The sequence below is a fragment of the Pseudomonas sp. S3_A09 genome (genome assembly GCF_054668065.1).
Map to the genome: position 1 here is coordinate 5,402,425 of NZ_CP162752.1, position 22,471 is coordinate 5,424,895.

20 protein-coding genes are annotated in these 22,471 nt (G+C 59.8%); 7 read left to right on the forward strand and 13 right to left on the reverse strand.

Annotated features, from left to right (window positions below):
• Positions 1–133 precede the first annotated feature (133 nt).
• Positions 134–1,171 carry an alpha/beta hydrolase family protein gene (locus tag AB4N92_RS25180; RefSeq protein WP_236267292.1) on the forward strand — a complete coding sequence of 346 codons (1,038 nt, stop codon included), beginning with the start codon at positions 134–136 and terminating at the stop codon, positions 1,169–1,171.
• Here AB4N92_RS25180 and AB4N92_RS25185 read toward each other — a convergent pair.
• From AB4N92_RS25185 to AB4N92_RS25195, 3 genes are all read right to left on the reverse strand, one after another.
• Positions 1,165–2,340 (reverse strand): MFS transporter, encoded by a 1,176-nt coding sequence (locus tag AB4N92_RS25185; protein ID WP_010210626.1) that lies wholly within the window; start codon positions 2,338–2,340, stop codon positions 1,165–1,167. The genes AB4N92_RS25180 and AB4N92_RS25185 overlap by 7 nt on opposite strands.
• Before the next feature lie 164 nt (positions 2,341–2,504).
• A complete protein-coding gene (locus AB4N92_RS25190; RefSeq protein WP_010210624.1) occupies positions 2,505–4,091 on the reverse strand; it encodes an ABC-F family ATPase in 1,587 nt (528 codons plus the stop codon).
• 142 nt (positions 4,092–4,233) lie between these two features.
• A complete protein-coding gene (locus AB4N92_RS25195) occupies positions 4,234–5,472 on the reverse strand; it encodes an MFS transporter (RefSeq protein WP_029529153.1) in 1,239 nt (412 codons plus the stop codon).
• A gap of 155 nt (positions 5,473–5,627) precedes the next feature.
• On the opposite strand from AB4N92_RS25195, the gene AB4N92_RS25200 reads away from it, so the two are divergent.
• Complete coding sequence (locus AB4N92_RS25200) at positions 5,628–6,440, forward strand: class I SAM-dependent methyltransferase (protein WP_044287142.1); 813 nt, start codon at positions 5,628–5,630, stop codon at positions 6,438–6,440.
• A gap of 141 nt (positions 6,441–6,581) precedes the next feature.
• On the opposite strand, the gene AB4N92_RS25205 is transcribed toward AB4N92_RS25200, so the two are convergent.
• Positions 6,582–6,968 (reverse strand): TIGR03067 domain-containing protein, encoded by a 387-nt coding sequence (locus AB4N92_RS25205; RefSeq protein WP_010210620.1) that lies wholly within the window; start codon positions 6,966–6,968, stop codon positions 6,582–6,584.
• Between the two features lie 297 nt (positions 6,969–7,265).
• Between AB4N92_RS25205 and lpxO the strand changes: the two genes are divergently transcribed.
• Positions 7,266–8,165 carry a lipid A hydroxylase LpxO gene (gene lpxO, locus AB4N92_RS25210; RefSeq protein ID WP_010210619.1) on the forward strand — a complete coding sequence of 300 codons (900 nt, stop codon included), beginning with the start codon at positions 7,266–7,268 and terminating at the stop codon, positions 8,163–8,165.
• A 21-nt stretch (positions 8,166–8,186) separates the two neighbouring features.
• Here the strand turns inward: lpxO and ligD are convergent, their stop codons facing one another.
• Together ligD and ku are read right to left on the reverse strand one after the other, a co-directional pair.
• Positions 8,187–10,646 (reverse strand): DNA ligase D, encoded by a 2,460-nt coding sequence (gene ligD / locus AB4N92_RS25215; protein ID WP_236267294.1) that lies wholly within the window; start codon positions 10,644–10,646, stop codon positions 8,187–8,189.
• Positions 10,647–10,649: 3 nt separating this feature from the next.
• On the reverse strand, positions 10,650–11,483 hold the full coding sequence (gene ku, locus AB4N92_RS25220; RefSeq protein WP_010210615.1) for a non-homologous end joining protein Ku: 834 nt from the start codon (positions 11,481–11,483) through the stop codon (positions 10,650–10,652).
• A gap of 184 nt (positions 11,484–11,667) precedes the next feature.
• On the opposite strand from ku, the gene AB4N92_RS25225 reads away from it, so the two are divergent.
• On the forward strand, positions 11,668–11,982 hold the full coding sequence (locus tag AB4N92_RS25225) for a hypothetical protein (RefSeq protein ID WP_010210612.1): 315 nt from the start codon (positions 11,668–11,670) through the stop codon (positions 11,980–11,982).
• A gap of 12 nt (positions 11,983–11,994) precedes the next feature.
• Positions 11,995–13,152, forward strand: coding sequence for a PQQ-dependent sugar dehydrogenase (locus tag AB4N92_RS25230; RefSeq protein ID WP_010210611.1), 1,158 nt, complete (start codon positions 11,995–11,997; stop codon positions 13,150–13,152).
• 32 nt (positions 13,153–13,184) lie between these two features.
• On the opposite strand, the gene AB4N92_RS25235 is transcribed toward AB4N92_RS25230, so the two are convergent.
• Positions 13,185–13,664 carry a nuclear transport factor 2 family protein gene (locus AB4N92_RS25235; RefSeq protein WP_021491986.1) on the reverse strand — a complete coding sequence of 160 codons (480 nt, stop codon included), beginning with the start codon at positions 13,662–13,664 and terminating at the stop codon, positions 13,185–13,187.
• A gap of 53 nt (positions 13,665–13,717) precedes the next feature.
• Complete coding sequence (locus AB4N92_RS25240) at positions 13,718–14,281, reverse strand: TetR/AcrR family transcriptional regulator (protein ID WP_021491987.1); 564 nt, start codon at positions 14,279–14,281, stop codon at positions 13,718–13,720.
• Between the two features lie 125 nt (positions 14,282–14,406).
• Here AB4N92_RS25240 and pssA point away from each other — a divergent pair, with 125 nt between their 5' ends.
• Positions 14,407–15,750 carry a CDP-diacylglycerol--serine O-phosphatidyltransferase gene (gene pssA / locus AB4N92_RS25245; protein ID WP_021491988.1) on the forward strand — a complete coding sequence of 448 codons (1,344 nt, stop codon included), beginning with the start codon at positions 14,407–14,409 and terminating at the stop codon, positions 15,748–15,750.
• 62 nt (positions 15,751–15,812) lie between these two features.
• Here pssA and efeO (AB4N92_RS25250) read toward each other — a convergent pair whose 3' ends face one another.
• From efeO (AB4N92_RS25250) to efeU, 4 genes are read right to left on the reverse strand one after another with little or no spacing between them, the layout of a single operon-like run.
• Entirely contained in the window at positions 15,813–16,631 is an 819-nt protein-coding gene (gene efeO / locus AB4N92_RS25250; RefSeq protein ID WP_010210607.1) for an iron uptake system protein EfeO, read from the reverse strand.
• 27 nt (positions 16,632–16,658) lie between these two features.
• A complete protein-coding gene (gene efeB / locus AB4N92_RS25255) occupies positions 16,659–17,963 on the reverse strand; it encodes an iron uptake transporter deferrochelatase/peroxidase subunit (RefSeq protein ID WP_236267297.1) in 1,305 nt (434 codons plus the stop codon).
• A gap of 14 nt (positions 17,964–17,977) precedes the next feature.
• On the reverse strand, positions 17,978–19,180 hold the full coding sequence (gene efeO, locus AB4N92_RS25260; protein WP_044287144.1) for an iron uptake system protein EfeO: 1,203 nt from the start codon (positions 19,178–19,180) through the stop codon (positions 17,978–17,980).
• Positions 19,181–19,190: 10 nt separating this feature from the next.
• Entirely contained in the window at positions 19,191–20,024 is an 834-nt protein-coding gene (gene efeU, locus AB4N92_RS25265) for an iron uptake transporter permease EfeU (protein ID WP_010210603.1), read from the reverse strand.
• A 167-nt stretch (positions 20,025–20,191) separates the two neighbouring features.
• Between efeU and AB4N92_RS25270 the strand changes: the two genes are divergently transcribed.
• The gene (locus AB4N92_RS25270) at positions 20,192–21,238 is read left to right on the forward strand and encodes an AraC family transcriptional regulator (protein ID WP_045792197.1); all 1,047 of its coding nucleotides are present in this window, start codon (positions 20,192–20,194) and stop codon (positions 21,236–21,238) included.
• 5 nt (positions 21,239–21,243) lie between these two features.
• On the opposite strand, the gene AB4N92_RS25275 is transcribed toward AB4N92_RS25270, so the two are convergent.
• Positions 21,244–22,467: a hypothetical protein gene (locus AB4N92_RS25275; RefSeq protein ID WP_021491993.1), complete on the reverse strand. Its 1,224-nt coding sequence runs from the start codon at positions 22,465–22,467 to the stop codon at positions 21,244–21,246.
• Positions 22,468–22,471: the final 4 nt, after the last annotated feature.

The following is a 22,471-nucleotide window of genomic DNA, read 5'->3' on the forward strand; positions in this document are numbered from 1 at the left end:
TTTTTTCGTTTACCCGCGGTCAATACGTTGGCCCAGGTTATGCACGCATGGGTTTATCATCCGGTCGAGCGCCTTGAACATGGACTTTTCAACCCGACATGCCGGTTTTTTTGCAGCAAAGGTGGACATCCTCATGATGCGTCTTTGTGCGGTTATGGTTCTTTCCTTGCTCGGTGGCCTGGTTTCAGTGCACGCCGCGCCAGCGCCGCACCCGCATTGGAGTGTGGGCTTTCATCGCATGACGTTCCTTGATCCGCTGGATTTGCAGCCGATGAAGGCCATTGCCTTTTATCCCTCCACCGGGCTTGAACACACCACGCCGCTGGGCGCCTATCACGTCGCCGCCACGGAAGACGCCAGGATTGCCATCGGCCGTTTTCCGATGCTGATGCTGTCCCATGGCAACACGGGTACGCCGCTGGCTCTGCATGACCTGGCGACGTCGCTGGCGCGCAAAGGCTTTGTGGTGGTGGCGGTGCTGCACCCGGGCGACAACTACAAGGACCATAGCCGCCTGGGCACGGTGAGTAACCTGTATGGCCGGCCCATCCAGATTTCCGAAGCGATCACCGCGACCTTGGGCGACCCGATGTTGTCGCCGTTCGTCAACGTCGACCAGGTGGGCGTGATCGGTTACTCGGCCGGCGGCGAAACCGCGTTGATCCTGGCGGGTGCCAAGCCGGATTTCGACCGCTTGCGCCGCTACTGCCAGGAGCGGCCGGAAGATCGCGACGCCTGCACCACTCAAGGTGAACTGGTGGTGGACCGCCACGACCTGCAACCGCAATCCGATCCGCGCATTCATGCGTTGATGTTGATGGCACCGTTGAGTTTGATGTTCGGCCGCCACACCCTGGCCGACGTGCATGTGCCGGTGCTGCTCTACAGCGGCGACGGCGACAAGTTGGTGGCCGTGGACAAGAACGCCGCGGCGCTTGCACGCAAGCTGCCGGAACCGCCGGACTTCAAGCTGTTAGCCGGGGCAGGGCACTTCGTGTTCATGGCGCCGTGTGACAGTGATCAGTTGGCGGCCATGCCGGCGATCTGCACCGATGCCGATGGCGTCGACCGCGAGGGCATCCACCGCGACCTGATTTCCGAAGCGGGGCGTTTTTTCAGTCACACCCTCGGCCAATCCACCCGCGCCGGAATGCAGACGGCTGATCAGTAAGCGCGCCGCTTGAGCAAAAGGGTCACGCCCAGCGCAGTCACCGATAACAACGCGGCGCAGAAGAAGATCCAGCCATAGCCGAGGTTCAGTGCCACGGCGCCCATCAACGGCCCGGCAATCGCCAAGGCCAAGTCGAAAAACACTGCATAAGCACTCAGCCCCGCGCCACGGCTGCTGTTGGGCACCTGTTTGATGGCCTCCACGCCAAGCGCCGGGTACACCAGCGACAAGCCGAAACCGGTCAGCCCGGCGCCAATCAACGCCACGCCAGTCGACGGTGCCAGCCATAGCAGCGTCAGGCCGAGGGTCTCGATAGTCATGCAGGCGATTGCGGCACGAAAGCCACCAAACCGACTGATCGCAGAGATAAACACTAACCGCGACAGGATAAAACACACGCCAAACACCGTCAGGCAGTACGCCGCACCGGCCCAGCCGCGATTAAGGTAATACAGGGTGATAAAAGTGGTGAGGGTGCCGTAGCCGATCGACGCCAGGCACAGGCTGGCGCCGAATGGCGCGATACGCCCGAACACCGCCCAGAACGGCAGGCGCTCACCGCGCACCACCGGCACCGAGGGTTTATTGCGGATCAGCACCAGGCCCAGCGCGGACAGTACCGCCAGCGCAATGCCGAGGCTGTTGTAGCCGTATTCGGCCACCATCACCACACCCAGCGGTGCACCAATGGCGATGGCGCCGTAGGACGCGATGCCGTTCCAGGAGATCGAGCGCGCCGTGTGTTCGGCGCCGACGGCGCCCATGCACCAACTGATGGTGCCCACGCCGATCAGACCCTGGGCCACGCCCAGCAACAGTCGACCGACAATCAAGATGCTCAGGCTCAAGGCAGGCATGCTCTGTAGACAGGTCGCAAAGAACGTCAGCACGCCACTGACCAGAATCCCTGCCAAGCCCAAGACAATGGCACGCTTGGTGCCCACGGTATCCGACATTCTCCCGGCCATGGGGCGGCTGAGCAGGGTCGCCAGGTATTGCGAACCGATCGTCACTCCGGCCACCACGGCACTGAAGCCCAGTTGCTCATGCACATAGCCTGGAATCACCGCAATCGGCAGGCCGATGCAGATGAACGCGATGAAGGTGTAAAAGACGATGGAAACGATCTGCAGGGTGATCGACAGGGAGCTGGGGGCGGCGGCAGACATGGGCACTCGTTCGCGGGCGGGCGGTGAGTGCATCATGGCAAGGGCCCAAGGGAAAAGAAAGCAGGCTATCTATTAATGAGGGTGCGGCATACCCATGCAAAAAGCCCCGTCACACAGGACGGGGCTCTATCTTGCCGCTTGCAGCTAAAAACGAATGGCTGTTGTTAAAACACCACACCCTGGCTACGCAGGTAATCATCATAGGTACCGCTGAAGTCGATCACGCCGGTGGCGCTCAACTCGATGATGCGGGTGGCCAGGGACGACACGAACTCACGGTCGTGGCTGACGAAGATCAGCGTGCCCGGATAGTTCTCCAACGCCAGGTTCAGCGCTTCGATGGATTCCATGTCCAAGTGGTTGGTCGGTTCGTCCATGATCAGCACGTTTGGCTTTTGCAGGATCAGCTTGCCGAACAGCATGCGGCCTTGCTCACCACCGGAAATCACCTTCACCGACTTCTGGATCTCGTCGTTGGAGAACAGCATGCGACCCAGGGTGCCACGGATCATTTGCTCGCCTTGGGTCCACTGGCCCATCCAGTCGAACAGCGTGACGTCGTCTTCGAAGTCATGTGCATGGTCCTGGGCGTAGTAGCCCAGCTCTGCGGCGTCGGTCCATTTGATGCTGCCGGCGTCCGGGGTCAGTTCGTTGACCAGGGTGCGCAGCAGGGTGGTCTTGCCGATACCGTTCGGGCCGATGATCGCTACGCGCTCGCCCGCTTCAACCTGGAAGCTGAAGTCCTTGAACAGAGGCTTGCCGTCGAAGCCTTTGGCCATCCGCTCGACGATGACCGCCTGGCGGTGCAGCTTTTTGTTCTGCTCGAAACGGATGAACGGGCTCACACGGCTCGATGGCTTGACTTCGGCCAACTGGATCTTGTCGATCGCCTTGGCACGGGAAGTGGCCTGTTTGGCTTTCGAGGCGTTGGCCGAGAAGCGGCTGACGAAGGATTGCAACTCGGAAATCTGTGCCTTCTTCTTGGCGTTGTCCGACAGCAGTTGCTCGCGGGACTGAGTCGCCACGGTCATGTACTCGTCGTAGTTGCCCGGGAACAGGCGCAGCTCGCCGTAGTCCAGGTCAGCCATGTGGGTGCACACGCTGTTCAGGAAGTGACGGTCGTGAGAGATGATGATCATCAGGCTGGAGCGCTGGGTCAGGATGTTTTCCAGCCAGCGGATGGTGTTGATGTCCAAGTGGTTGGTCGGTTCGTCGAGCAACAGCACTTCAGGATCGGAGAACAGCGCCTGGGCCAGCAATACGCGCAGTTTCCAGCCTGGTGACACTTCGCTCATTGGGCCGAAGTGTTGTTCCAACGGAATACCCAGGCCCAGCAGCAGTTCGCCGGCACGGGATTCGGCGGTGTAGCCGTCCATCTCGGCGAACTCGGTTTCCAGCTCGGCCACGGCCATGCCGTCTTCTTCGCTCATTTCCGGCAGCGAGTAGATACGGTCGCGCTCGGCCTTGACCTTCCACAGCTCTTCGTGGCCCATGATCACGGTGTCGAGCACGGTGAATTCTTCGTAGGCGAACTGGTCCTGGCGCAGTTTACCCAGGCGTACGTTCGGCTCCAGCATCACCTGGCCGCCGGACGGGTCGAGGTCGCCGCCGAGGATCTTCATGAAGGTCGACTTGCCGCAACCGTTGGCACCGATCAAACCATAACGGTTGCCGGCGCCGAACTTGACCGAGACATTCTCGAAGAGCGGCTTGGCGCCGAACTGCATGGTGATGTTAGCTGTGGAGATCAATTACTTTACCTATCAATGGGTTGCGAGCGTGTCGGCAGGCGCCTTCAGGCATGCGTCAACAGCGACATCAAGGCGCGAAACCCGGTCGCTGAGCAGAAAATTTTGGATGTGTGTTGGAATTTGGCGCGCATTGTCGCATATGTCAGGCGACAGTTGTATGTCTAGCGAAGGAAGGTTTCGCCAAGGTCTCCGGCATCGCCAGCCACAACAGCGCCAATGCCAGGGCCGCCACGCCGGCCAGGGTCAGGAACGCGGCGTTGTAGCCGGCCTGTTGCACCACGAAACCGGCCAGGCTGCTGCTCAGTGCCGCGCCCAGGCCGAATACGGTGGAGAGGGCGCCCAGGCTGACGTTGAAGCGCCCGGTGCCTTGGGTCAGGTCCTTGACGATGACCGGGAACAGCGCGCCGAAGATCCCCGCGCCGATGCCGTCAAGCATCTGCACGGCAACCAGCCAATAGGGATCACTGGACAGCGTATAGAGCACACCGCGCAGCGGCAGGATGATGAACCCGGCCATCAGCAAGGGTTTGCGTCCCCAGATGTCGGCCTTGAGCCCAACCAGCCAAGCCATCGGCACCATCACCAATTGCGCGGCGACGATGCACGCCGACGTCAGCGGCGTGGCCATCTGCAGATTGATCTGTGAGAGTTTCTGGCTGACCAGCGGCAGCATTGCGGCGTTGGCCAGGTGGAACAGGGCGCAGCAGATGGCGAACAGCAATAGCGGGCGGTTCGACAGCAACACGCTGATACCGGAGGGTTGTTCGTGGTCAGTGTGGTGCTCCGGGTCAAAACCTCGGGCGACGTCATGGTCGATGGCCTCAGCCGACACGCAACTGATCGCGATGACGCTGGCCACCGCCATAAAGGCCATCAGGTAGAACACCACCACTGGGCCGAACAGATACGCCAAGCCGCCGGCCAATAGCGCCGCGACGGCATTGCCGGCGTGGTTGAATGTTTCGTTGCGCCCCGTACGGCGGGTGAACGCGCGTGGCCCGGTGATGCCCAGGGAGATTGCGCTGATTGCCGGAGCGAACACGGACGCGGCGACGGCGCTGGCGGCCTGGGTCAACGCCACCAGGCTGAAGGAACTGACAAAGGGCAGCAGCAGGCAACTGCCGGTCACCACGATGGCGGCCAACGCAACCACTGCGCGCTTGCTGCGGGTGCGGTCGATCAGCGCCCCCGCCGGTCCCTGGGTGAGCAAGGCGGCGATGCCGGCCAGGGTCATGACCACGCCGATGCTGGCCGGGTCCCATTTGTGCACGGCCAGCAAGTAAATGGCCAAGTAAGGGCCGAGGCCGTCGCGCACATCCGCGAGGAAGAAATTCAGGCTGTCCAGGGACAAGGCGTTACGCAGGTCGGAGTGTTTGGCCACGGCGAGGTCTTCGGAGATGGCGTTCAAGGGCAGAACACGCATTGCGATAATGACCCGTGGGGCCTGCGTTAAGTTTCGCCCGCTTCGCGGGGTTTTAATCCGAGAGCACTTGGCTTATTTTCGCAGCCCCGCTGTATTGAATATCTGGAGACGCAATGGACATGCCCTCGGCTCAACAGGCGATTGCCAGCAACAAGGACGCCTGGGACCAATCCGCCAGCCTGCACAAAACCAGCGACACCTGGAACGTGCTGCTCAACAGTGTCGGCGCCGCTGACTTTTCTTGCCTGGACCCCACGCTTACCGGCGTGCTGCAAGACGTTGGGGTAGTCGGTAAGGATGTGGTGCAACTGTGCTGTAACAATGGCCGGGAAAGCCTTTCGTTGTACGGCCTGGGCGCGCGTTCGGTCGTGGGCGTGGATCAATCCCAGGCGTTTCTGCAACAGGCCCGTGAACTGGCCGAAGTCTCACCGCACAACCCTGAGTTCATAGAAAGTGATATCCACCAGTTGCCGCACTCTTTGCAGGCGCGCTTCGATATCGCTCTGGTGACTATCGGCGTGCTGGGCTGGATGCCGGATGTGGAGCAGTTCATGCGTCATGTTGCCAGCACCTTGAAGCCCGGCGGCACGTTGGTGATGTATGAAACCCATCCGTTTCTGGAGGTATTTGATCCACGGGCGCCAAACCCTTTCCTGCCGGCCAGTTCCTACTTTCAGCGCGAGCCGTTTGTGCTGCAGGAGTCGATTGTCTACGAAGGGCAGGGCGAAGTGGCCGGGCCAACGTCCTATTGGTACGTGCACACCCTGGGCGACGTGGTCAGTGCCGCTATCCGCGCAGACCTGCAGATCACAAACCTCCAGGAGTATCCGCACTCCAACCGCGAAGAACTGTACGACCAGTACGAGCACCAGCCTGCGCAATTGCCGATGTGTTTTACGCTGACCGCCACCAAACGTCCCGGATAACGTCATGGGGTGCCACAGGCAAAAAAAGGCCCGCGAGGGGAGGCGGGCCAAGGGATTCACTGGAGTAGGTAAGTTTCACCCTATAGGTCCGAAAGTGAAGGCTTCGTGAAAATGCCGTCGCAAACTTGTAGGGCCTGCCCCTCAGGTGCGCCGCACGAACGTGCGCATGGTCTGCCCGGGACCGGTACTGAATGTGGTCGGCCTGGGCATGCCTTCATCCGCTGCAATGAAAACAAACTCATCCCTGTCGAGCCGATAACTGGCGGGCAAGTGCTTACCTGCATCCTCGCCGATGGAATCGATCCAGGTAATGGTTTTAGGGACGGTGCTGCTGTCGAGGGAGAATCGGCCCGCCAGCAACACTTCGCCCGAGGTGGTCCTCACTTCAAAGCGGTCGTCGGTAATCGTGGTCAGTGCCCCGGGGGCGCTGTGGGCGTCGACGGGGTTGAGCACGCCATTGTCTTCCAATGACGTCTGCTCCCAGGCGCCTTGGAGGGCTTGAACATCCGGGTCTATCAGGGAGGGCATACACATTCCTTTTAGGTGCTGGGGCTGCTTTTTACCACTGGATGGTTGCCTGCGCATAGCCAAGGCTGACACTTGTCGACCCTTGCGCCCAACACACTCACGCGACAGCTTTTCACAATTCTTAGTTAACTTTTGGTTACAACCTGTGGCTAAATAACTGCCAATGGCCATCAACCCGTTGTACCTAAACGGGTCGTGCCGACTGTGTGAATTGTGATTTCAGGTGCTGCTATCCAACCTCGGCCGTTGTGGGCACGCAGGAGCAGCCTGTTCTCTTCTGACGTGTGACGAAATCCCTTGAAACTCATCATTGTTGTTCTTTACGTTGCCTCGATTGCGTATGTACATCTGCGCGGCCGGGTGCGGCACAAGCTGGGTCGCCAGCTCAGTGATCATTCGACCTTCCTGGCACCGATCAACTGCTTTCTCTATCTCTTCTCCAAGCTGCCCAGCCGACCGTATCTGTCACCCAGTGATTTTCCCGACCTGAGTCCGCTCCAGGAACATTGGGAAGAAATTCGCCTGGAAGGCCAGAACCTGATGCGTGCCGGGGAGATCAAGCGCTCGGATCAGTACAACGACGTGGGTTTCAACTCGTTCTTCAAGTCGGGTTGGAAGCGTTTCTACCTGAAATGGTATGGCGACAGTCACCCTTCAGCGATGAAGCTGTGCCCGCGCACCACTGAGCTGGTGCAGAGCATCGGTTCGATCAAGGCCGCGATGTTCGCCGAGCTGCCGCCGGGCTCCAAGCTGGTGCGCCACCGTGACCCCTATGCCGGCTCGTACCGCTACCACTTGGGCCTGGACACCCCGAACGATCCTGGCTGCTACATCAATGTGGATGGCGAGAACTATTACTGGCGTGATGGCGAGCCGGTGATGTTTGACGAGACCTACATCCACTACGCCGAAAACACCACGCAGCAGAACCGCATCATCCTGTTCTGCGACATCGAGCGGCCGATGAAATACCGCTGGGCGGCTGCGTTCAACCGCTGGTTCAGCCGTAACGTGATGGCGGCTGCAGGTTCGCCCAACGATGCGGGTGACAAGACCGGCGGGCTCAATCGCGCCTTCACGCGTCTGTACAAGATCCGCCTGCGTGGCAAGGAACTGAAAAAGCGCAATCGTACGCGCTACTACCTGGAAAAATGGGCGATCTTCGCTGGATTGGCAGCTATTTTCCTGCTGATCTGAGGATCGCTTTGTGGGCGCCATTCATTCCGGTGGATGGGCGCCCAGTTTGTCCCACATCTTCTTGCTGATCTTCTGGCGATTGGCATACCCCGCCCAGGGGTCCGCTTTCAAAGCGTTCAAGCGCTGCAGCACATTGGCGACGGTCCATTGTTGCGCACCGCGTAACCCCTCCAACTCCTCGCGGCTGACCGGTACCGACACTGGCAAGCCAGGCCGTGCGCGCACGGAATACGCCGCTACGGTGCTGGCACCGCGGGCATTGCGCAGGTAATCGATAAAGATCTTGCCGACCCGGTTTTTGGGGCCCGATGTCGCGGTAAAACGTTCGGGCAACTGCTCGGTCATGAACTGGGCGATGCCCTTGGCGAACGCCTTGACGGTCTCCCAATTGTCTCGGCGCGCCAACGGCACGATCAGGTGCAGGCCCTTGCCGCCGCTGGTTTTGACGAAGGCTTGCAACCCCAGCTCATCCAAAACCGACAGGGTGAGTTGCGCGGCCTCCAGCATGGCTTTCCAGGGCAGTGCCGGGTCCGGGTCGAGATCGAGCACAAACAGGTCCGGGGTTTCGATCTTGTCCGAGGTGGCGCCCCAGGGGTGAAACTCCACGCTGCCCATTTGTACTGCGCCGATCAATGCGCCGACGTTGTCGATTTCCATCAGGCGTGCATGGCCAGGATCGAGAGACTGATCCAATTGCTTGATGTTGGGAATGGCCAGACGCTCCGAGTGTTTCTGGAAGAATTGCTCGCCTTCGATACCCTCGGGCGCTCTCAGCAGTGAGACAGGACGATGGCGCAGGAAGGGCAAAATCCATTGGCTGATGGTGTCGTAGAATTGCGCGAGTTGCTGTTTTTGTGTGCCGCTTTGTTTATCGATCACACGGTCTGGGTGGGTGATGTTCACATCGCGACTGGTTTTTTTCACCGGCTTCTTTGAGTGGACCGTGCGTGGTTGCTCATGAACAACCTGCGCCACCGGCTTGTCGGTGCGCAGCCCGACAAACACTGCCTGGCGGACCACGCCTTCGCGCGTCCACTCGGCAAACTGCACCTGCGCGACCAACGTCGGTTTGACCGAATGCACACCACGCGCTTGGGCGCTGGACAGTGGCTTCGCCAGGGGTGACGTCTCGCACTCCAGCGGTGTGAGCTGTGCGTAAATGGCTTTCAGCGCCGCCTGATCGAAACCCGTTCCCACACGGCCCGCGTACACCAGGCCCGTGTCGTTATTCACCGCCAGCAACAGCGCGCCGAAGCCACTGCGTGAACCCTGGGGCCGGGTGTAACCGACGATCACGAATTCCTGGGACAGCCGGCATTTGAGTTTGATCCAGTCGGCACTTCGACGGGAAACGTACGGGCTGCCCAGGCGCTTACCGATCACGCCTTCGAGGGCCAAGTCGCAGGCGCTTTCAAAGATGTCCCGGTGGTGCGCGGTAAACGCTTCGGAATAGCGCAGCAATGTGCTGCGGCTACCGGCCAGTGCCTCCTTTAGGGCGGCGCGGCGTTCCTCGACCGGCGCCTGGCGTTGGTCCTCGCCATTGAGAAAGGGCGCGTCAAACAAGTAGTAGACAATGTCCAGGCTGCGGCCGATATCGAAGGCATTTTGCAGCGCCTGAAAGTCCGGCAGGCCGTCGCCATTGAGGCTGACCACCTCACCATCCAGCCAGCTGTCCTTGAGCTTCAGTGCCTGCAAGGCCTTGACCTGACGCGGCAGACACTCGGTCCAGTCGTGCCCGTTGCGGGTGAACAGGCGCACCTCACCCGCTTGGATACGTGCGAGCATGCGGTAGCCGTCGAACTTGATTTCGTATTGCCAATCGCCCTCGGGTGCACGATCCACCAGGGTGGCCAATTGTGGGGTGAATTGCTCGGGGAGGGCGGTTTTCCTGGCCTTGGCCCGCGTCTTGGGTTTGCCCACTGAGGCATCGCTGAGCACGCTGTTCGGCTGGGCCTGGACGATATCGTAGTCGTCGGCCGAGCGCGCCTGTGGGTCCTTTTCCTTGATCAGCAGCCATTGTTCCTTGTCGCCGCTGCCCTTCAAGCGCGTGCGCACCAGCGCCCAGTCACCGGAGAGCTTCTCGCCGACCAGGGTGAATTTGAGCTTGCCGGCTGCGTAGGCCTTGCGGGGCTCATCGTGGGGCTGCCAGATGCCGCGGTCCCACACGATGACATCGCCTGCACCGTACTGACCCGCTGGAATGCTGCCTTCAAAGCCGCCATAGCTCAGGGGATGATCTTCGACGTGGACGGCCAGGCGCTTGTGGCTGGGATCCAGGCTCGGGCCTTTGGGGACGGCCCAACTGAGCAGTACGCCGTCGAGCTCCAGGCGGAAGTCATAGTGCAGGTTGCGTGCGTCATGCTTTTGAATCACAAACGACAGCGCCGAGGCTTTGCGTTTGCCTGCTGGCGCACTGCCTGCCGGTTCGGCGGTTATCCCGAAATCACGTTTGCGGTTGTATTCGCTCAAGGGCTTGGACATGACTTAGGAGGCCTTGGTGGATTTCTTCGCGGCAGGCTTCTTCGTGGGTTTGCCGGCCAGGCTACGCTTGAGCAGTTCCGTCAGGTCGATCACATCGGCGGACTTGCGTTCTTCGCTGTCTTTGCTGGTTTCCACATCCTCGATCTTGCCGGCCTTGGCCTTTTTGGCCACCAGCGCCATGATTTTTTCCTGGAAACTGTCGCGGTAGTCGTCGGGCTGCCAGTCGGCGCTCATGTCGTCCACCAGGCGCTTGGCCATGTCCAGCTCGCCCTTGGCCAGGCTCGGCTTGGTCACGTCGCTGCCCAGCTCCAGTTCGTCCAGGCTGCGCACTTCGGCAGGCCAGCGCAGCATTACCAGCACAAGTGCCGAGTCCAACGGCATCAAGGCCGCCAGGTGCTGCTTGGTGTGCAGCACGACATTGGCCAGGGCCACTTTGCGGGTTTTCCTGAGGGTTTCCCTTAGCAATGCGTAGACCTTGCCGCCACGCTTATCCGGCGCGAGGAAGTAGGGGGTGTCGATGTTCTGCAATGGGATCTGGTCGCTGGCGACAAACGCGATGATCTCGATGGTCTGGGTCGATTTGGGGTGGGCCGAGCGGATTTCCTCTTCGCTGAGCACCACGTAGCGGCCTTTCTCGAACGCAACGCCTTTGACAATGTTGTCCTTTGTCACTTCCTTACCGGTGGTCTTGTTGATGCGTTTGTAACCCACCGGGTCCATGCTGCGTTTGTCCAGCCAATCAAAGTCGACGCCTTGAGAGGAGGTGGCCGAGACCAGTGAGACCGGGATGTGTACCAGGCCAAAGCTGATGGCGCCTTTCCAGATTGCCCGTGGCATAAGTGCGATTCCTTACGAAGAGGCTGTGTTCTGGTGACTGGAAAGCGGCGGGAAAAGTTTCTCCGGTCAGATGCGCGGACAGATCGTGTTACACCTGATGAGAAACTATTTAGTGTCGAAAGCCGAACCCAAGGCGTAGCGTGTTATCGAAAGCACGTACTCCTCGCCCCAGAGAGGCTTCGTCATGAACAGTTGCAGGCGTCACGTTGCAGCCCTGTTGTTGGGTCTGGCCCTTGTTCCTATGGTCCAGGCGCAAAACCTGCCCGGTAACAACAACGGCAACAACGGCCCGATCCACCGGGCCAATCCCAATAGCATGCAGGGTACCCAACAGAATGCTCCGGCGGTCCGCGGTATCCAGACCGGGCCGACTACGCGCACGCCGACCCTGGAAAACGGCGGTATCGGCAATAGCTATCCCAAACGCAATGCCGCGCCCAGCCGCCCAGCCACCGAAACCAAAGCCCCCACTTATGATGCCAACGGCAATCGCCGGTAAGGATTCCGCCTTATGTTTCTACGCAAAAGCCTGCTAGCCGCCCTTTGCGCCACCACGCTGCTGCCGTTGACGGCAGCTTACGCCGCCGACGCCCAGCAGTTCCCCAGTGAACAGGGCAGCATCAGCGCCACGCCGATCGCCAAAGGCCTGGACCACCCATGGGCGGTGGCCTTTCTGCCGGACAAGCAAGGCTTCCTGGTGACTGAACGCCCTGGCCACCTGCGCTTTGTCAGCCCCGACGGCAAGCTGTCCGCGCCACTGAAGGGGGTGCCTGAAGTCTGGGCCAAAGGGCAGGGCGGTTTGCTGGATGTGGTCTTGTCGCCGGACTTCAAGGAGGACCGCACGGTCTACCTGTCCTACGCCGAAGGTGGCGGCAAGGACGGTACCGCCGGCACCGCGGTGGGCCGAGGGCGCCTGGCGGCTGACCTCAGTGGCTTGACCGACTTCAAGGTGATCCTGCGCCAGGAGCCCAAGCTGTCGACCGGCAACCACTTCGGCTCGCGCCTGGCCTTCGACCGCGATGGTTACCTGTTCGTGACCCTGGGGGAAAACAACGATCGTCCGACCGCCCAGGACTTGGACAAGCTGCAGGGCAAGGTCGTACGCATCTACCCGGATGGCCGCGTACCGGATGACAACCCCTTCGTCGGTCAGCAAGGCGTACGTCCGGAGATCTGGTCCTACGGCCAGCGCAACCCCCAGGGACTGGCGCTTAACCCGTGGAGCGGCACGATCTGGGAAAACGAACATGGGCCGCGTGGGGGGGATGAGATCAACATCATCGAGCGGGGCAAGAATTATGGTTGGCCGTTGGCAACCCACGGCATCAACTACTCGCTGACACCGATTCCCGAAGCCAAAGGCAAAACGGTGGAGGGCACAGTACCGCCGCATCACGTGTGGGAAAAATCACCGGGTATCAGCGGCATGGCGTTTTACGATGCGGATCGCTTCAAGCCCTGGCAGCACAACGTGTTTATTGGTGCGTTGGCCACCCAGGAGTTGATCCGCTTGCAGTTTGATGGCGACAAGGTGATCCATGAGGAACGCTTGCTCGGTGGGCTGAAGGCGCGCATCCGCGATGTACGACAGGGGCCGGATGGCTTTCTGTATGTACTGACGGATGAGGAGGATGGCGTGCTGTATCGAGTGGGGTTGAACCAGGACTAAGCGTTGGGGCCGGCAAACCGGCCCCAACTGTTTTACAGCCCTAGCTCGGACAGCCCTGGATGATCATCCGGGCGCCGGCCCAGCGGCCAGTGGAACTTGCGCTCGCTTTCTTTGATCGGCAGGTCGTTGATGCAGGCAAAACGATTGGCCATCAGGCCATTCTCGTCGAATTCCCAGTTCTCGTTGCCGTAGGAGCGGAACCAGTTGCCCGAATCGTCGTGCCATTCATAGGCATAGCGCACCGCGATGCGGTTATCGGTAAACGCCCACAACTCCTTGATCAGCCGGTAGTCCAGTTCCTTTGCCCACTTGCGAGTAAGAAAACCTTTGGCTTCTTCGCGGTTATGCGCGAATTCGGCGCGGTTGCGCCACTGGGTGTCCAGCGTGTACGCCAGGGACACCCGCTGCGGGTCGCGGGAGTTCCAGCCGTCTTCGGCCAGGCGTACTTTTTCGATGGCCGACGCGCGAGTGAACGGCGGCAGTGGCGGACGTGTTTCTGCAGTCGATGACATTGGACGGTTCCTCAATGAATAAGGTTTATCGGAAGTTGCGCCTACCAGCGGGTTCAAAGTCCCAATAACGTTCGCGCCATGCATTGCGCATTATCGGCAGCTGTTGAATCGCCCATCACTAGGGCAACGGTAATGGCGCCATCGATCAGGATCAGCAGTTGCGCGGCCTGCCGCTCGGGGTCGGGGGTGCCATGTGCTTGACACAGTTCAAGTGCGTACTCGAACAGTTTCTGTTTATGGGCCTTGGCCAGCAGGCGCACCGGGTCGCGTGGGTCACCGGTTTCGCCACTGGTGTTGATGAAGGCACAGCCACGGAAGTCGGCGGTGCCGAACCAATCCTTGAGCGCGCTGAACAGCGCCAGCAGGCGTTCTCCCGTGCCTTCACGGCGTTCGACTTCATCGCGCAGCCACTGCATCCAGCGTTCATCGCGACGTTGCAGGGCGGCAATCACCAATTCGTCTTTATTGGCAAAGTAGCGGTAAATACTTTTTCTCGAGACACCGGCGGTCTTCACCAGAAAGTCCATGCCCGTGGCGGCGATGCCATGGCGATAGATCAACTTCTCAGTAACGTCGAGAATAATGTCGCGGGTTTCATTGCGGTTCATTTCGTTCATGTGGCTAACAGTAGAACGATCGTTCTTCATAGTCAATTAACATTTTTCCATGCGCCGCAGCGAGACCTGAGCACCCCCATGGTGTAAGCTCGGGGCCTCTTCGGATTCGACCCATTGCGAGCCTTATGCCGTCGTTCTTCAAACGCTCCCTGCTGCCCAAACTGCGCGGTTTCCCCCTCAGTCCCGACGCCCTTGAGGTACTGTCCAGCGCAGACGCTTATCGTCGCTGCCTGCTGGAGAAGATTGCCCAGGCCACCCGGCGCATCTATATCGTCGCGCTGTACTTGCAGCAGGACGAAGCGGGGCAGGAGATCTACGACGCCCTGCACGCCGCCAAGGCTGCGCGGCCGGAACTCGACATCGTGGTGGTGGTTGACTGGTTGCGTGCCCAGCGCGGCTTGATCGGTGCCGGCAAGCAGCCCGGCAACAGCGCCTGGTACCAGGCCATGACCCAGCGCCACAGCAGCGAAGTGCCGGTGTACGGCGTGCCGGTGCAAACCCGCGAGTTGTTCGGCGTGCTGCACCTCAAGGGCTTCGTGATCGATGACTCGGTGCTGTACAGCGGCGCCAGCCTGAACAATGTGTACTTGCACAAATTCGACAAGTACCGTTTCGACCGCTACCACCTGATCCACAACAAAGCGCTCGCCGATTCCATGCAGCACCTGGTGGAGCACGGCCTGGTGGCATCCAAGGCGGTCAATCGCCTGGACCTGCCCAATCCGCCCACCACCCGTAGCCTGCGCAACGACATCGGCGATTTGCGCAGCCGCCTGAAACACGCGACTTACGACACCACGGCGGGGCAGTTGCCCAATGGTCAACTGTCGGTCAGCCCCTTGCTCGGGGTCGGCAAGAACAACCCCCTGAACCGGGTGATCCTCGAACTGATTGCCAGCGCCCAGCATCAGCTGACCATCTGTACTCCGTACTTCAACCTGCCGCTGCCGGTCACCCGCGAAATCAACCGCGCCCTGGCACGTGGGGTGAAGATCGACATCGTTGTCGGCGACAAGACCGCCAACGATTTCTACATCCCGCCCAGCGAGCCGTTCAAGGTCATTGCTGCGCTGCCCTACCTCTACGAAATCAGCTTGCGCCGCTTTGCCAAGCGCCATCAGCCGATGATCGACAGCGGCCAGTTGAACCTGCACCTGTGGCGCGACGGTGACAACACGTACCACCTCAAAGGCATGTGGATCGACCAGCGCTACACCTTGCTCACCGGTAACAACCTCAACCCGCGCGCGTTCCGCCTCGACCTGGAAAACGCGTTGTTGATCGATGATCCCAAGCATGAGTGGCTGGTGCCGCGACGCACCGAACTGGCGCAGATTTTCCAGCACACCACGCGTATCGAGCGTTATCAGGACCTGCAAACACTGCCGGACTACCCGGAGGCCGTTGGCAAGTTCCTGCGCCGGGTCAGCCGCGTTCGTATCGAACGATTGCTGTACCGCATCCTGTAAACCTGCAGGCAAAAAAAGACCCAGCCCCTTCAACCGGGGACTGGGTCTTTTTTGTCTGTCGCTTAGTTCAAGCCCAGCTTGCCACGCAAGGTGGACAGGTCTTCCGCCAGGGTGTTGACCGGGCCCACCAGGGCCTTGCGGTCGTTTTCCTTGACCTTGTCGTAGGTCTCGAAACCACCGTCCTTGGTTTTGTACTTGGCCAGGATCTTGTCCACGGTGGCGAAGTTCTTGTCGACCTTGGCCAGGAAGGCTTTGTCTTGTTTCTCGATCTGGCCACGGAACAGGTCGACGATTTTCTTCGCGCCGTCGATGTTGCCCTGGAAGTCATACAGGTCGGTATGGCTGTAGCGGTCTTCTTCACCGGAGATCTTGGTGGCGGCGACTTCTTCAAGCAGGGCTGCGGCACCACCTACGACTTTTTCCGGTGGGAAAGTCAGGCCATCGACGCGCGTCTTGAGGTCGTTGACGTCGGTGTTGAGCTTGGCAGTCAGCTCTTCCAGGCCTTGGGTAGTGTTCTGCGAGAACAGTACATACTCGATGCGGTGGAAGCCGGTGAAGTCATCGGCGGTCACGCCCTTTTCATGATCGTCGACGCGGGAGTCGATGGATGCGTCGAGGTCGCTGAACAGCTCGGCGATCGGCTCGATGGACTCATAGTGCACGCGGGTCGGCGCGTAGAGTTTCTTGGCGGTGGCCAGGTCGCCCTTGTTGATGGCGTCGGTAAAGGCTTGGGTCTGGGTTACCAGCTCGCCGATTTCTTCGGTGACGTAGATTTTGTAGTCCGACACCGGCCCGACCAGGTCCAGCGGCGCGGTAGCGGCGAAGGCTGCCAACGGCGAAAGGGTCAGCAATAACGACAACGCGATAGACGACTTTTTCATGGGACGGTTTCCGCTCTGGGGTGTGTTTTAGGTCTGGGCAGTGGTGTGGGGGTGCGTTGCAGCCAGCAGCGTGCGCCCGATGAAATCCTTCGGTCCCGTGACCCCCGGCAAGGTGAAGAAGTACCCGCCGCCGACCGGCTTGAGGTATTCCTCCAGGGGCTCGCCGTTGAGCCGGGTTTGCACGCTGATAAAGCCTTTCTCCAGGTCAGCCTGGTAGCAGATGAACAACAGCCCCATGTCCAGCTGACCGTTTTTGTTGACGCCGTTGGAGTAGTTGAACGGTCGACGCAGGATCAGGTTGGCCTGAGTCTGCGGGGTGCGCGGGTTGGCCAGGCGAATGTGGGCATCGAGCTTGGTCACCTTGCTTTCCGGGTCCTTGCTGTAGTCGGGCACCTGGGTTTCTTTGTCGCCGTCCATGGGTGCGCCGGTCGGCTTGATGCGGCCGATGATGCTTTCCTGTTCTTGCAGCGGGGTACGGTCCCAGCGCTCGACGAAATTGCGGATGATGCGCACGGCCTGATAGCTGCCATTGGCCGCCCAGGCCGGTTCATCGCTGCCCGGTTGCACCCACACAATCTGATCCATGGCCTTGGTGTCGTTGGAGTTCGGGTTGGCCGAACCGTCACGGAAGCCGAGGAAGTTGCGTGCGCTCTGCGCGGGTTCGCCGGGTTTACTCGGTGCCTGGGGCGGCACGCTGCCTTCCTGTTTCCAGCGCACCAGCAGCAGGTCGGGCAGGTTCTTCACGATGTCGCGCAGGGCGTGGATATTGGTGTCCGGCGTGTTGGAGCTGAACTGCAGGCTCAGGTCACCGTGGCACTGCGCCGGTTCCAGGGCGTCGTTGGGGAAGCCAACCATGCGGCTCAGGCGTTTGGGCTTGACCGCGCCAAGGCCGAAGCGCTCATCGAACAGCGATTCGCCGACGGACACGGTAATGGTCAGGTTGTCCGGCGTGACCACCGGGCCGAGGATACCGGAGTCGGTAGGTGGCAGTTTCGGGTCGACTTGCGGCACGGTGCCGCCGGTCATCAGGAAGGCAATGCGTGCGTTCAAGGTGCGGAACAGGCGCTCCAGGTCCTCGCGGTCGCTGGCCAGTACATCGAATGCCACAAGCATGCCGCAGGCCGGGCGCGGGGTGACGATACCGCTCTGGTGGATGCCGAAGAAGTCGTGGTGATCCTGGGTCTTGTCGCTGCGCGGCGCGGTGGTGACTTGTTCCGCGGCGGCGGCCATGGCCGGGCAGGTCAGGGCGCTGCCGGCAATGGCGGCGCCGGTGGCGGCCATCCCCAGCAAGACACGGCGGCGTTGGTGGTCAAATTGTCCTGAATCACTCATGTGTGCGGTCGTCTTCACTTCAGGCCGGAAAGGCCAAGGGCGGGGTCGATTCCATCGAGTGCAGCGGCCAGAGCCTTGGCCTTGTCGGCGATCTGCTGGCGCTGATCGGCGGTGACGCTGTCGTAGTGGCGGTACTGGCCGTCTACTTTCAATTCGTTGAGTTGGCTGTCGAAGGCCGTAAGGGCGCTGTCCACGTTAGGCAGCAGGTCGGCGGCGGACTTGGTCAGCAAGGGGCGCATCAGGTCGACGACTTTGTGCGCAGCTTCCAGGTTGGCGGCGAAACCATTGAGGTCGACATGGCTGTAGCGTTCCTCTTCACCACTGACGGCACGTACATCGGCCAGGCTGTTGAGGTTGCGCACCACAATGCTGACCAGTTGCTCCGGCGGCAGTGACTGGGCGAGCAGTTGTTGCTTGAGGGTGGTGACGTCGGTCAGCAGACGCTGGGCAATCGGCGCCAAGCCGTCGAGACTGCGTTGCTGGAACAGGCTGTATTCGAGCCGGTGGAAACCGCTGAAGGCCGGGTCTTGCTCGCGCTTTTCAAAATAGTCGGCGCGGGCGTTGATCGCGTTGTCCAGCTCCGCCAGGCGTTGCGACGCCGGGGCCAGCCGTTGGTAAGCCTCGCGCGCCGGAACGTAGAGCGCTTGAGCCTGGGCCAGGTCGCCAGCGTCGATGGCTTGTTGCAACGCGGTTACGGCCTTGATCAATGCACTGCCCTGGCCGCTCAGGTACACACGGAACTCCGACAGCGGCCCAATAAACGCCACCATCGACGGCTTGGCCTTGGCTTGCGCGTCGGATTCCGCGGTCGGCGTCACGTGCAAGGTACCGCGGGGATTGCTCAGCAAGCCGCAGGTGATCGCGTAGTCGCCCGGCAGCAGGTTGGCGTTGATCACCTGGCTCAGGCCTGGGGCGATGTTTTCCCGTTCTTCGACCACCAGCACACCGTCGAGGATTTCCCATTCCACTGCACGGTCGGAGCGGTTGATGATGCGAAAGCTGGCGCGGCCAGCGGGCACGCTCAGTTCATTGGGCTCGCAGGCGTGGCCATGGAGGGTCACCGCGATTTCATTGTGGTTGGTCTGGCGCTTGCTGGCCGCCAGTTGCGAAGCGTAATAGAACAGGCCACCGGCAGCGATCATCACGACCACCGACCCCGCCACGGCCCAGCGCAGGGCGCGGGGTGGCGAGGAGGGCTGAGGAGTAGGGTTGGACAAGAGGCGGTCCTTACTGGCTGGAAACGGAAGAAGGTGTGGCCGGTGCGGTGGGCAGGAAGAACATCACCAAGGCCACCACCAGATAAATCAGGTAGGCGCCGAGGGTGCTGATGGTCGGCGCTTCCTGATAGCCGAACATCCCGGCCAGTACTGAGCCCAGCGGGCTGTCCATGGGCAACGCGGCACTGAAGTCGAACAGCACGGTCTGCAGGTGATTCCACACGCCTGCTTCATGCAGGGCCTGCACCGAATTGGCGAGGATGCCGGCAGCCACCACCAGGATAAACAGGCCGGTCCAGCGGAAAAACGCCCCCAGATTCAGGCGCATGCTGCCGGTATAGATCAGGAAACCGACGATGATCGCGAGGATCAGGCCGAGCAGGGCGCCTATGGGTGCGGCTGGTCCTTCGCTCTGTTGGAACACGGCCAGCAGGAAGAACACGGTTTCCAGGCCTTCGCGGGCCACGGCGAAAAACACCATGAGGATCAGCGCGGTGACCTGGTGTTTGGAACCGGCCAGGGCGTGGTCTAGGGATTCGTGCAAGGAATGCTTGATGGACCGCGCCACTTTGCGCATCCAGAACACCATGGAGCTAAGGATGCCCACGGCGACCAGGCCAACCACGCCTTCAAACAATTCTTGCTGTTTTTGCGGGAACTCGGCGCTGACCAGTTCCAGGCCCCCTCCGACCAGCAGGGCCAGTGCAGCAGCGAGAAACACGCCGATCCACACGGCGGGCATCCACTGGCCACGGCCGGTCTGTTGCAGGTAGCTGGCGATGATGCCAACGATCAATGCGGCTTCAATGCCTTCGCGCAGCATGATGAGGAAAGGAACGAGCATTCGGCACCGCGTCACAACTAGATAGGGTGCTAATTTGTAACATAATGATACTCATTGCTAAACAACAATCCTTGACGTTTGCTGAACATGGGCTGAACGGTGGTGGCAATGCGCGTCCGCCCTTATGATGCGTGCCATTCTTTGCGCAGCTGGATACGCGGTTCACCATGTCGGAAAAAGACACCATCTCCATTCATCTTGTGCGTGAAGCTTTATTGCAAAGCTGCGCGCCGGGGGCGGCCAGTGCTGAAGTGCTGCACGACGCCGGGATAGACCCGCAGTGGCTCGCCGAACCTACCGCGCGGGTTTCGGCCACTACCTACGCACGCCTATGGCGCCTGTTGGCACGCCGTACCGATGATGAGTTCTTTGGCATGGACCCGCGCAAGCTCAAGTCCGGTAGCCTGGCGTTTCTCTGCCGCGCTGCAATGGCGCAGCCAACCCTCGCCACCAGCCTGGAGACCGCGCTGGGGTTCCTGTCACTCATGCTGGAGCGGATGCCCGCTGAGTTGGTGCGTCAACAAAGTCTGGCGGAGATCGTGCTGGTCGAGCCCGAGGCTGAACCCAATCGCGCCTTCACCTACTTTACCTACTGGATGATTGTGCACGGCGTGGCCTGTTGGCTGGCAGGACGACGTATTCCAATCCTGGCGATTGAGCTGCGCTGCGCAAAACCGGACTTTTGCGCTGACTACCAGGTGATGTTCTCCGACAACCTGCGTTTCGATCGGCCCCGTACGCGGATGATCTTCTCTGCCGACTGCCTGGACCTGCCAATCAAGCGCACCCCGGAAGAACTCAAGCGTTTCCTGGCTCACGCACCGGCCAATATCCTGGTCAAATACCGCGATCCCGACAGCCTCGCCACCCGCATCAAGCACGACCTGCGCCAGCTCCCCCCCCAAACCTGGCCGGAGACTGAAGGTCTCGCCGTCAGCCTGTGCATCTCCGCCTCAACCTTGCGGCGGCGCCTGGCGGAGGAAGGGCAGACCTACCAGGGCCTCAAGGACAGTGTGCGCAAGGAATTGGCGATTGTGTGGTTGGCGGAGCCACAGATCAGTTTTGCCGAGATCGCGGAGCGGTTGGGGTTTGCGGATACGAGTTCGTTTTATAAGGCGTTTCGTAAATGGAGCGGGTCGAATCCGGGGCATTATCGTGGGCTGATTTTAAACTTGGGTGTGGCTGGGGATTCAAGTCCTGTACCTGAGTGTTGAGTAACTTAATAGTCGTCCTCATCCTGATCGTCAGGGGGAGCGTAAAAATCTCGAAGGTCTATGTATTGATAGTTGCTATCGATAACGGTATTTAGAACACTCATTCCGAGTTCGGGATCGTTTGATTTTAAGGTGGTGTTGTTGTTGGCATATGCTTTTTCAAGCTCCTCAAATAAGGACTTTTCAAATATGCCCCACGCTTCAAATGAGATCAAGGTTGAGTGCTCTATCATAAACGCTTTTAGGGCTGGCCAACTGAGGAAACCTTCGGATTGCGCTGAGCAAAATGTCCGAAGAAACTTCAATGAATCTTTGTATTGTTCACCAATGGATGCTCCGTGCCCCTCTGGCGAGTACTCAAACGCGACTTTTTTAATGATCCTATCCAGCATGCAATCGTCCTCGATAGCAAACGTGCGAACAAAGCGTTCGAGCATTTTAAAAGGCGCAACGTTGACCACGGTGATGAAATACGGCGCTAGCGTTTCTGTTCGTTCATTTTTCCACAAAAACGCAAAGCCATTGTTACTCTGCGCTCGTCCCTTGGCGGCGATATACTTGGTGGCTGTCTGCATCTGTTCAACGTACGCTGAAATACGTTCTCTTGCCCCTCCTCGGTAAAGCTCCATGTCATAAAGAGAAATATGAAATCCACCTAAGTGCTCATCGCTCAACAAGACGCTCAGATTGCCCTCTATAAGTTCTTCAGGTGGTACCAGTTCTAATTTAATCTGATCGTCTCTTTGGATTGGTCTTAGGCATACAACTCGTTTGTTGCCCCATACGATTTCGTTGAAGATATAGTGCCTAAGCAATACCGGCCAGTCGGGTGAGACCACAATGCTAATGACATCGGACCCTGCAATAAAAGGGAGGTACTGTTTTATCTCAGCGGTATAGGCGCCCAATTCTGTGCCCGCTTGTCGCGTGGGTCCAGACTGATTTTTTAGCTCAACCACGACTACCGCTTCACTTTCAGAAGAGTAGAGGAGAAAATCGGGTTTCAGTATGTCGCCTGGATCAAGCGATATGTTTTCATTGGCAGAAATCACAATGTTGAAATTCAGGGCGTCCAAGCAAAATTCATAGCTCTTAGTTATGTACCCTTCCTCAATAGACTTTGGTTCTGGTACATCACTCGATTCCACCAGCTCCCCGAAGCCGTCGACATTCTCCAATTGCTCTGCCATCCACATTTGCATGGCTGCTTCATTCGCAAAAATCGCCATAAAC

Excerpts from the sequence above, each read along its gene's own strand:
- AB4N92_RS25180 (WP_236267292.1), top strand. The coding sequence starts at position 134 with ATGATGCGTCTTTGTGCGGTTATGGTTCTTTCCTTGCTCGGTGGCCTG.
- AB4N92_RS25185 (WP_010210626.1), bottom strand. The coding sequence starts at position 2,340 with ATGTCTGCCGCCGCCCCCAGCTCCCTGTCGATCACCCTGCAGATCGTT.
- AB4N92_RS25200 (WP_044287142.1), top strand. The coding sequence starts at position 5,628 with ATGGACATGCCCTCGGCTCAACAGGCGATTGCCAGCAACAAGGACGCC.
- AB4N92_RS25205 (WP_010210620.1), bottom strand. The coding sequence starts at position 6,968 with ATGCCCTCCCTGATAGACCCGGATGTTCAAGCCCTCCAAGGCGCCTGG.
- ligD (WP_236267294.1), bottom strand. The coding sequence starts at position 10,646 with ATGTCCAAGCCCTTGAGCGAATACAACCGCAAACGTGATTTCGGGATA.
- ku (WP_010210615.1), bottom strand. The coding sequence starts at position 11,483 with ATGCCACGGGCAATCTGGAAAGGCGCCATCAGCTTTGGCCTGGTACAC.
- AB4N92_RS25225 (WP_010210612.1), top strand. The coding sequence starts at position 11,668 with ATGAACAGTTGCAGGCGTCACGTTGCAGCCCTGTTGTTGGGTCTGGCC.
- AB4N92_RS25230 (WP_010210611.1), top strand. The coding sequence starts at position 11,995 with ATGTTTCTACGCAAAAGCCTGCTAGCCGCCCTTTGCGCCACCACGCTG.
- AB4N92_RS25235 (WP_021491986.1), bottom strand. The coding sequence starts at position 13,664 with ATGTCATCGACTGCAGAAACACGTCCGCCACTGCCGCCGTTCACTCGC.
- AB4N92_RS25240 (WP_021491987.1), bottom strand. The coding sequence starts at position 14,281 with ATGAACGAAATGAACCGCAATGAAACCCGCGACATTATTCTCGACGTT.
- pssA (WP_021491988.1), top strand. The coding sequence starts at position 14,407 with ATGCCGTCGTTCTTCAAACGCTCCCTGCTGCCCAAACTGCGCGGTTTC.
- efeO (WP_010210607.1), bottom strand. The coding sequence starts at position 16,631 with ATGAAAAAGTCGTCTATCGCGTTGTCGTTATTGCTGACCCTTTCGCCG.
- efeB (WP_236267297.1), bottom strand. The coding sequence starts at position 17,963 with ATGAGTGATTCAGGACAATTTGACCACCAACGCCGCCGTGTCTTGCTG.
- efeU (WP_010210603.1), bottom strand. The coding sequence starts at position 20,024 with ATGCTCGTTCCTTTCCTCATCATGCTGCGCGAAGGCATTGAAGCCGCA.
- AB4N92_RS25270 (WP_045792197.1), top strand. The coding sequence starts at position 20,192 with ATGTCGGAAAAAGACACCATCTCCATTCATCTTGTGCGTGAAGCTTTA.
- AB4N92_RS25275 (WP_021491993.1), bottom strand. The coding sequence starts at position 22,467 with ATGGCGATTTTTGCGAATGAAGCAGCCATGCAAATGTGGATGGCAGAG.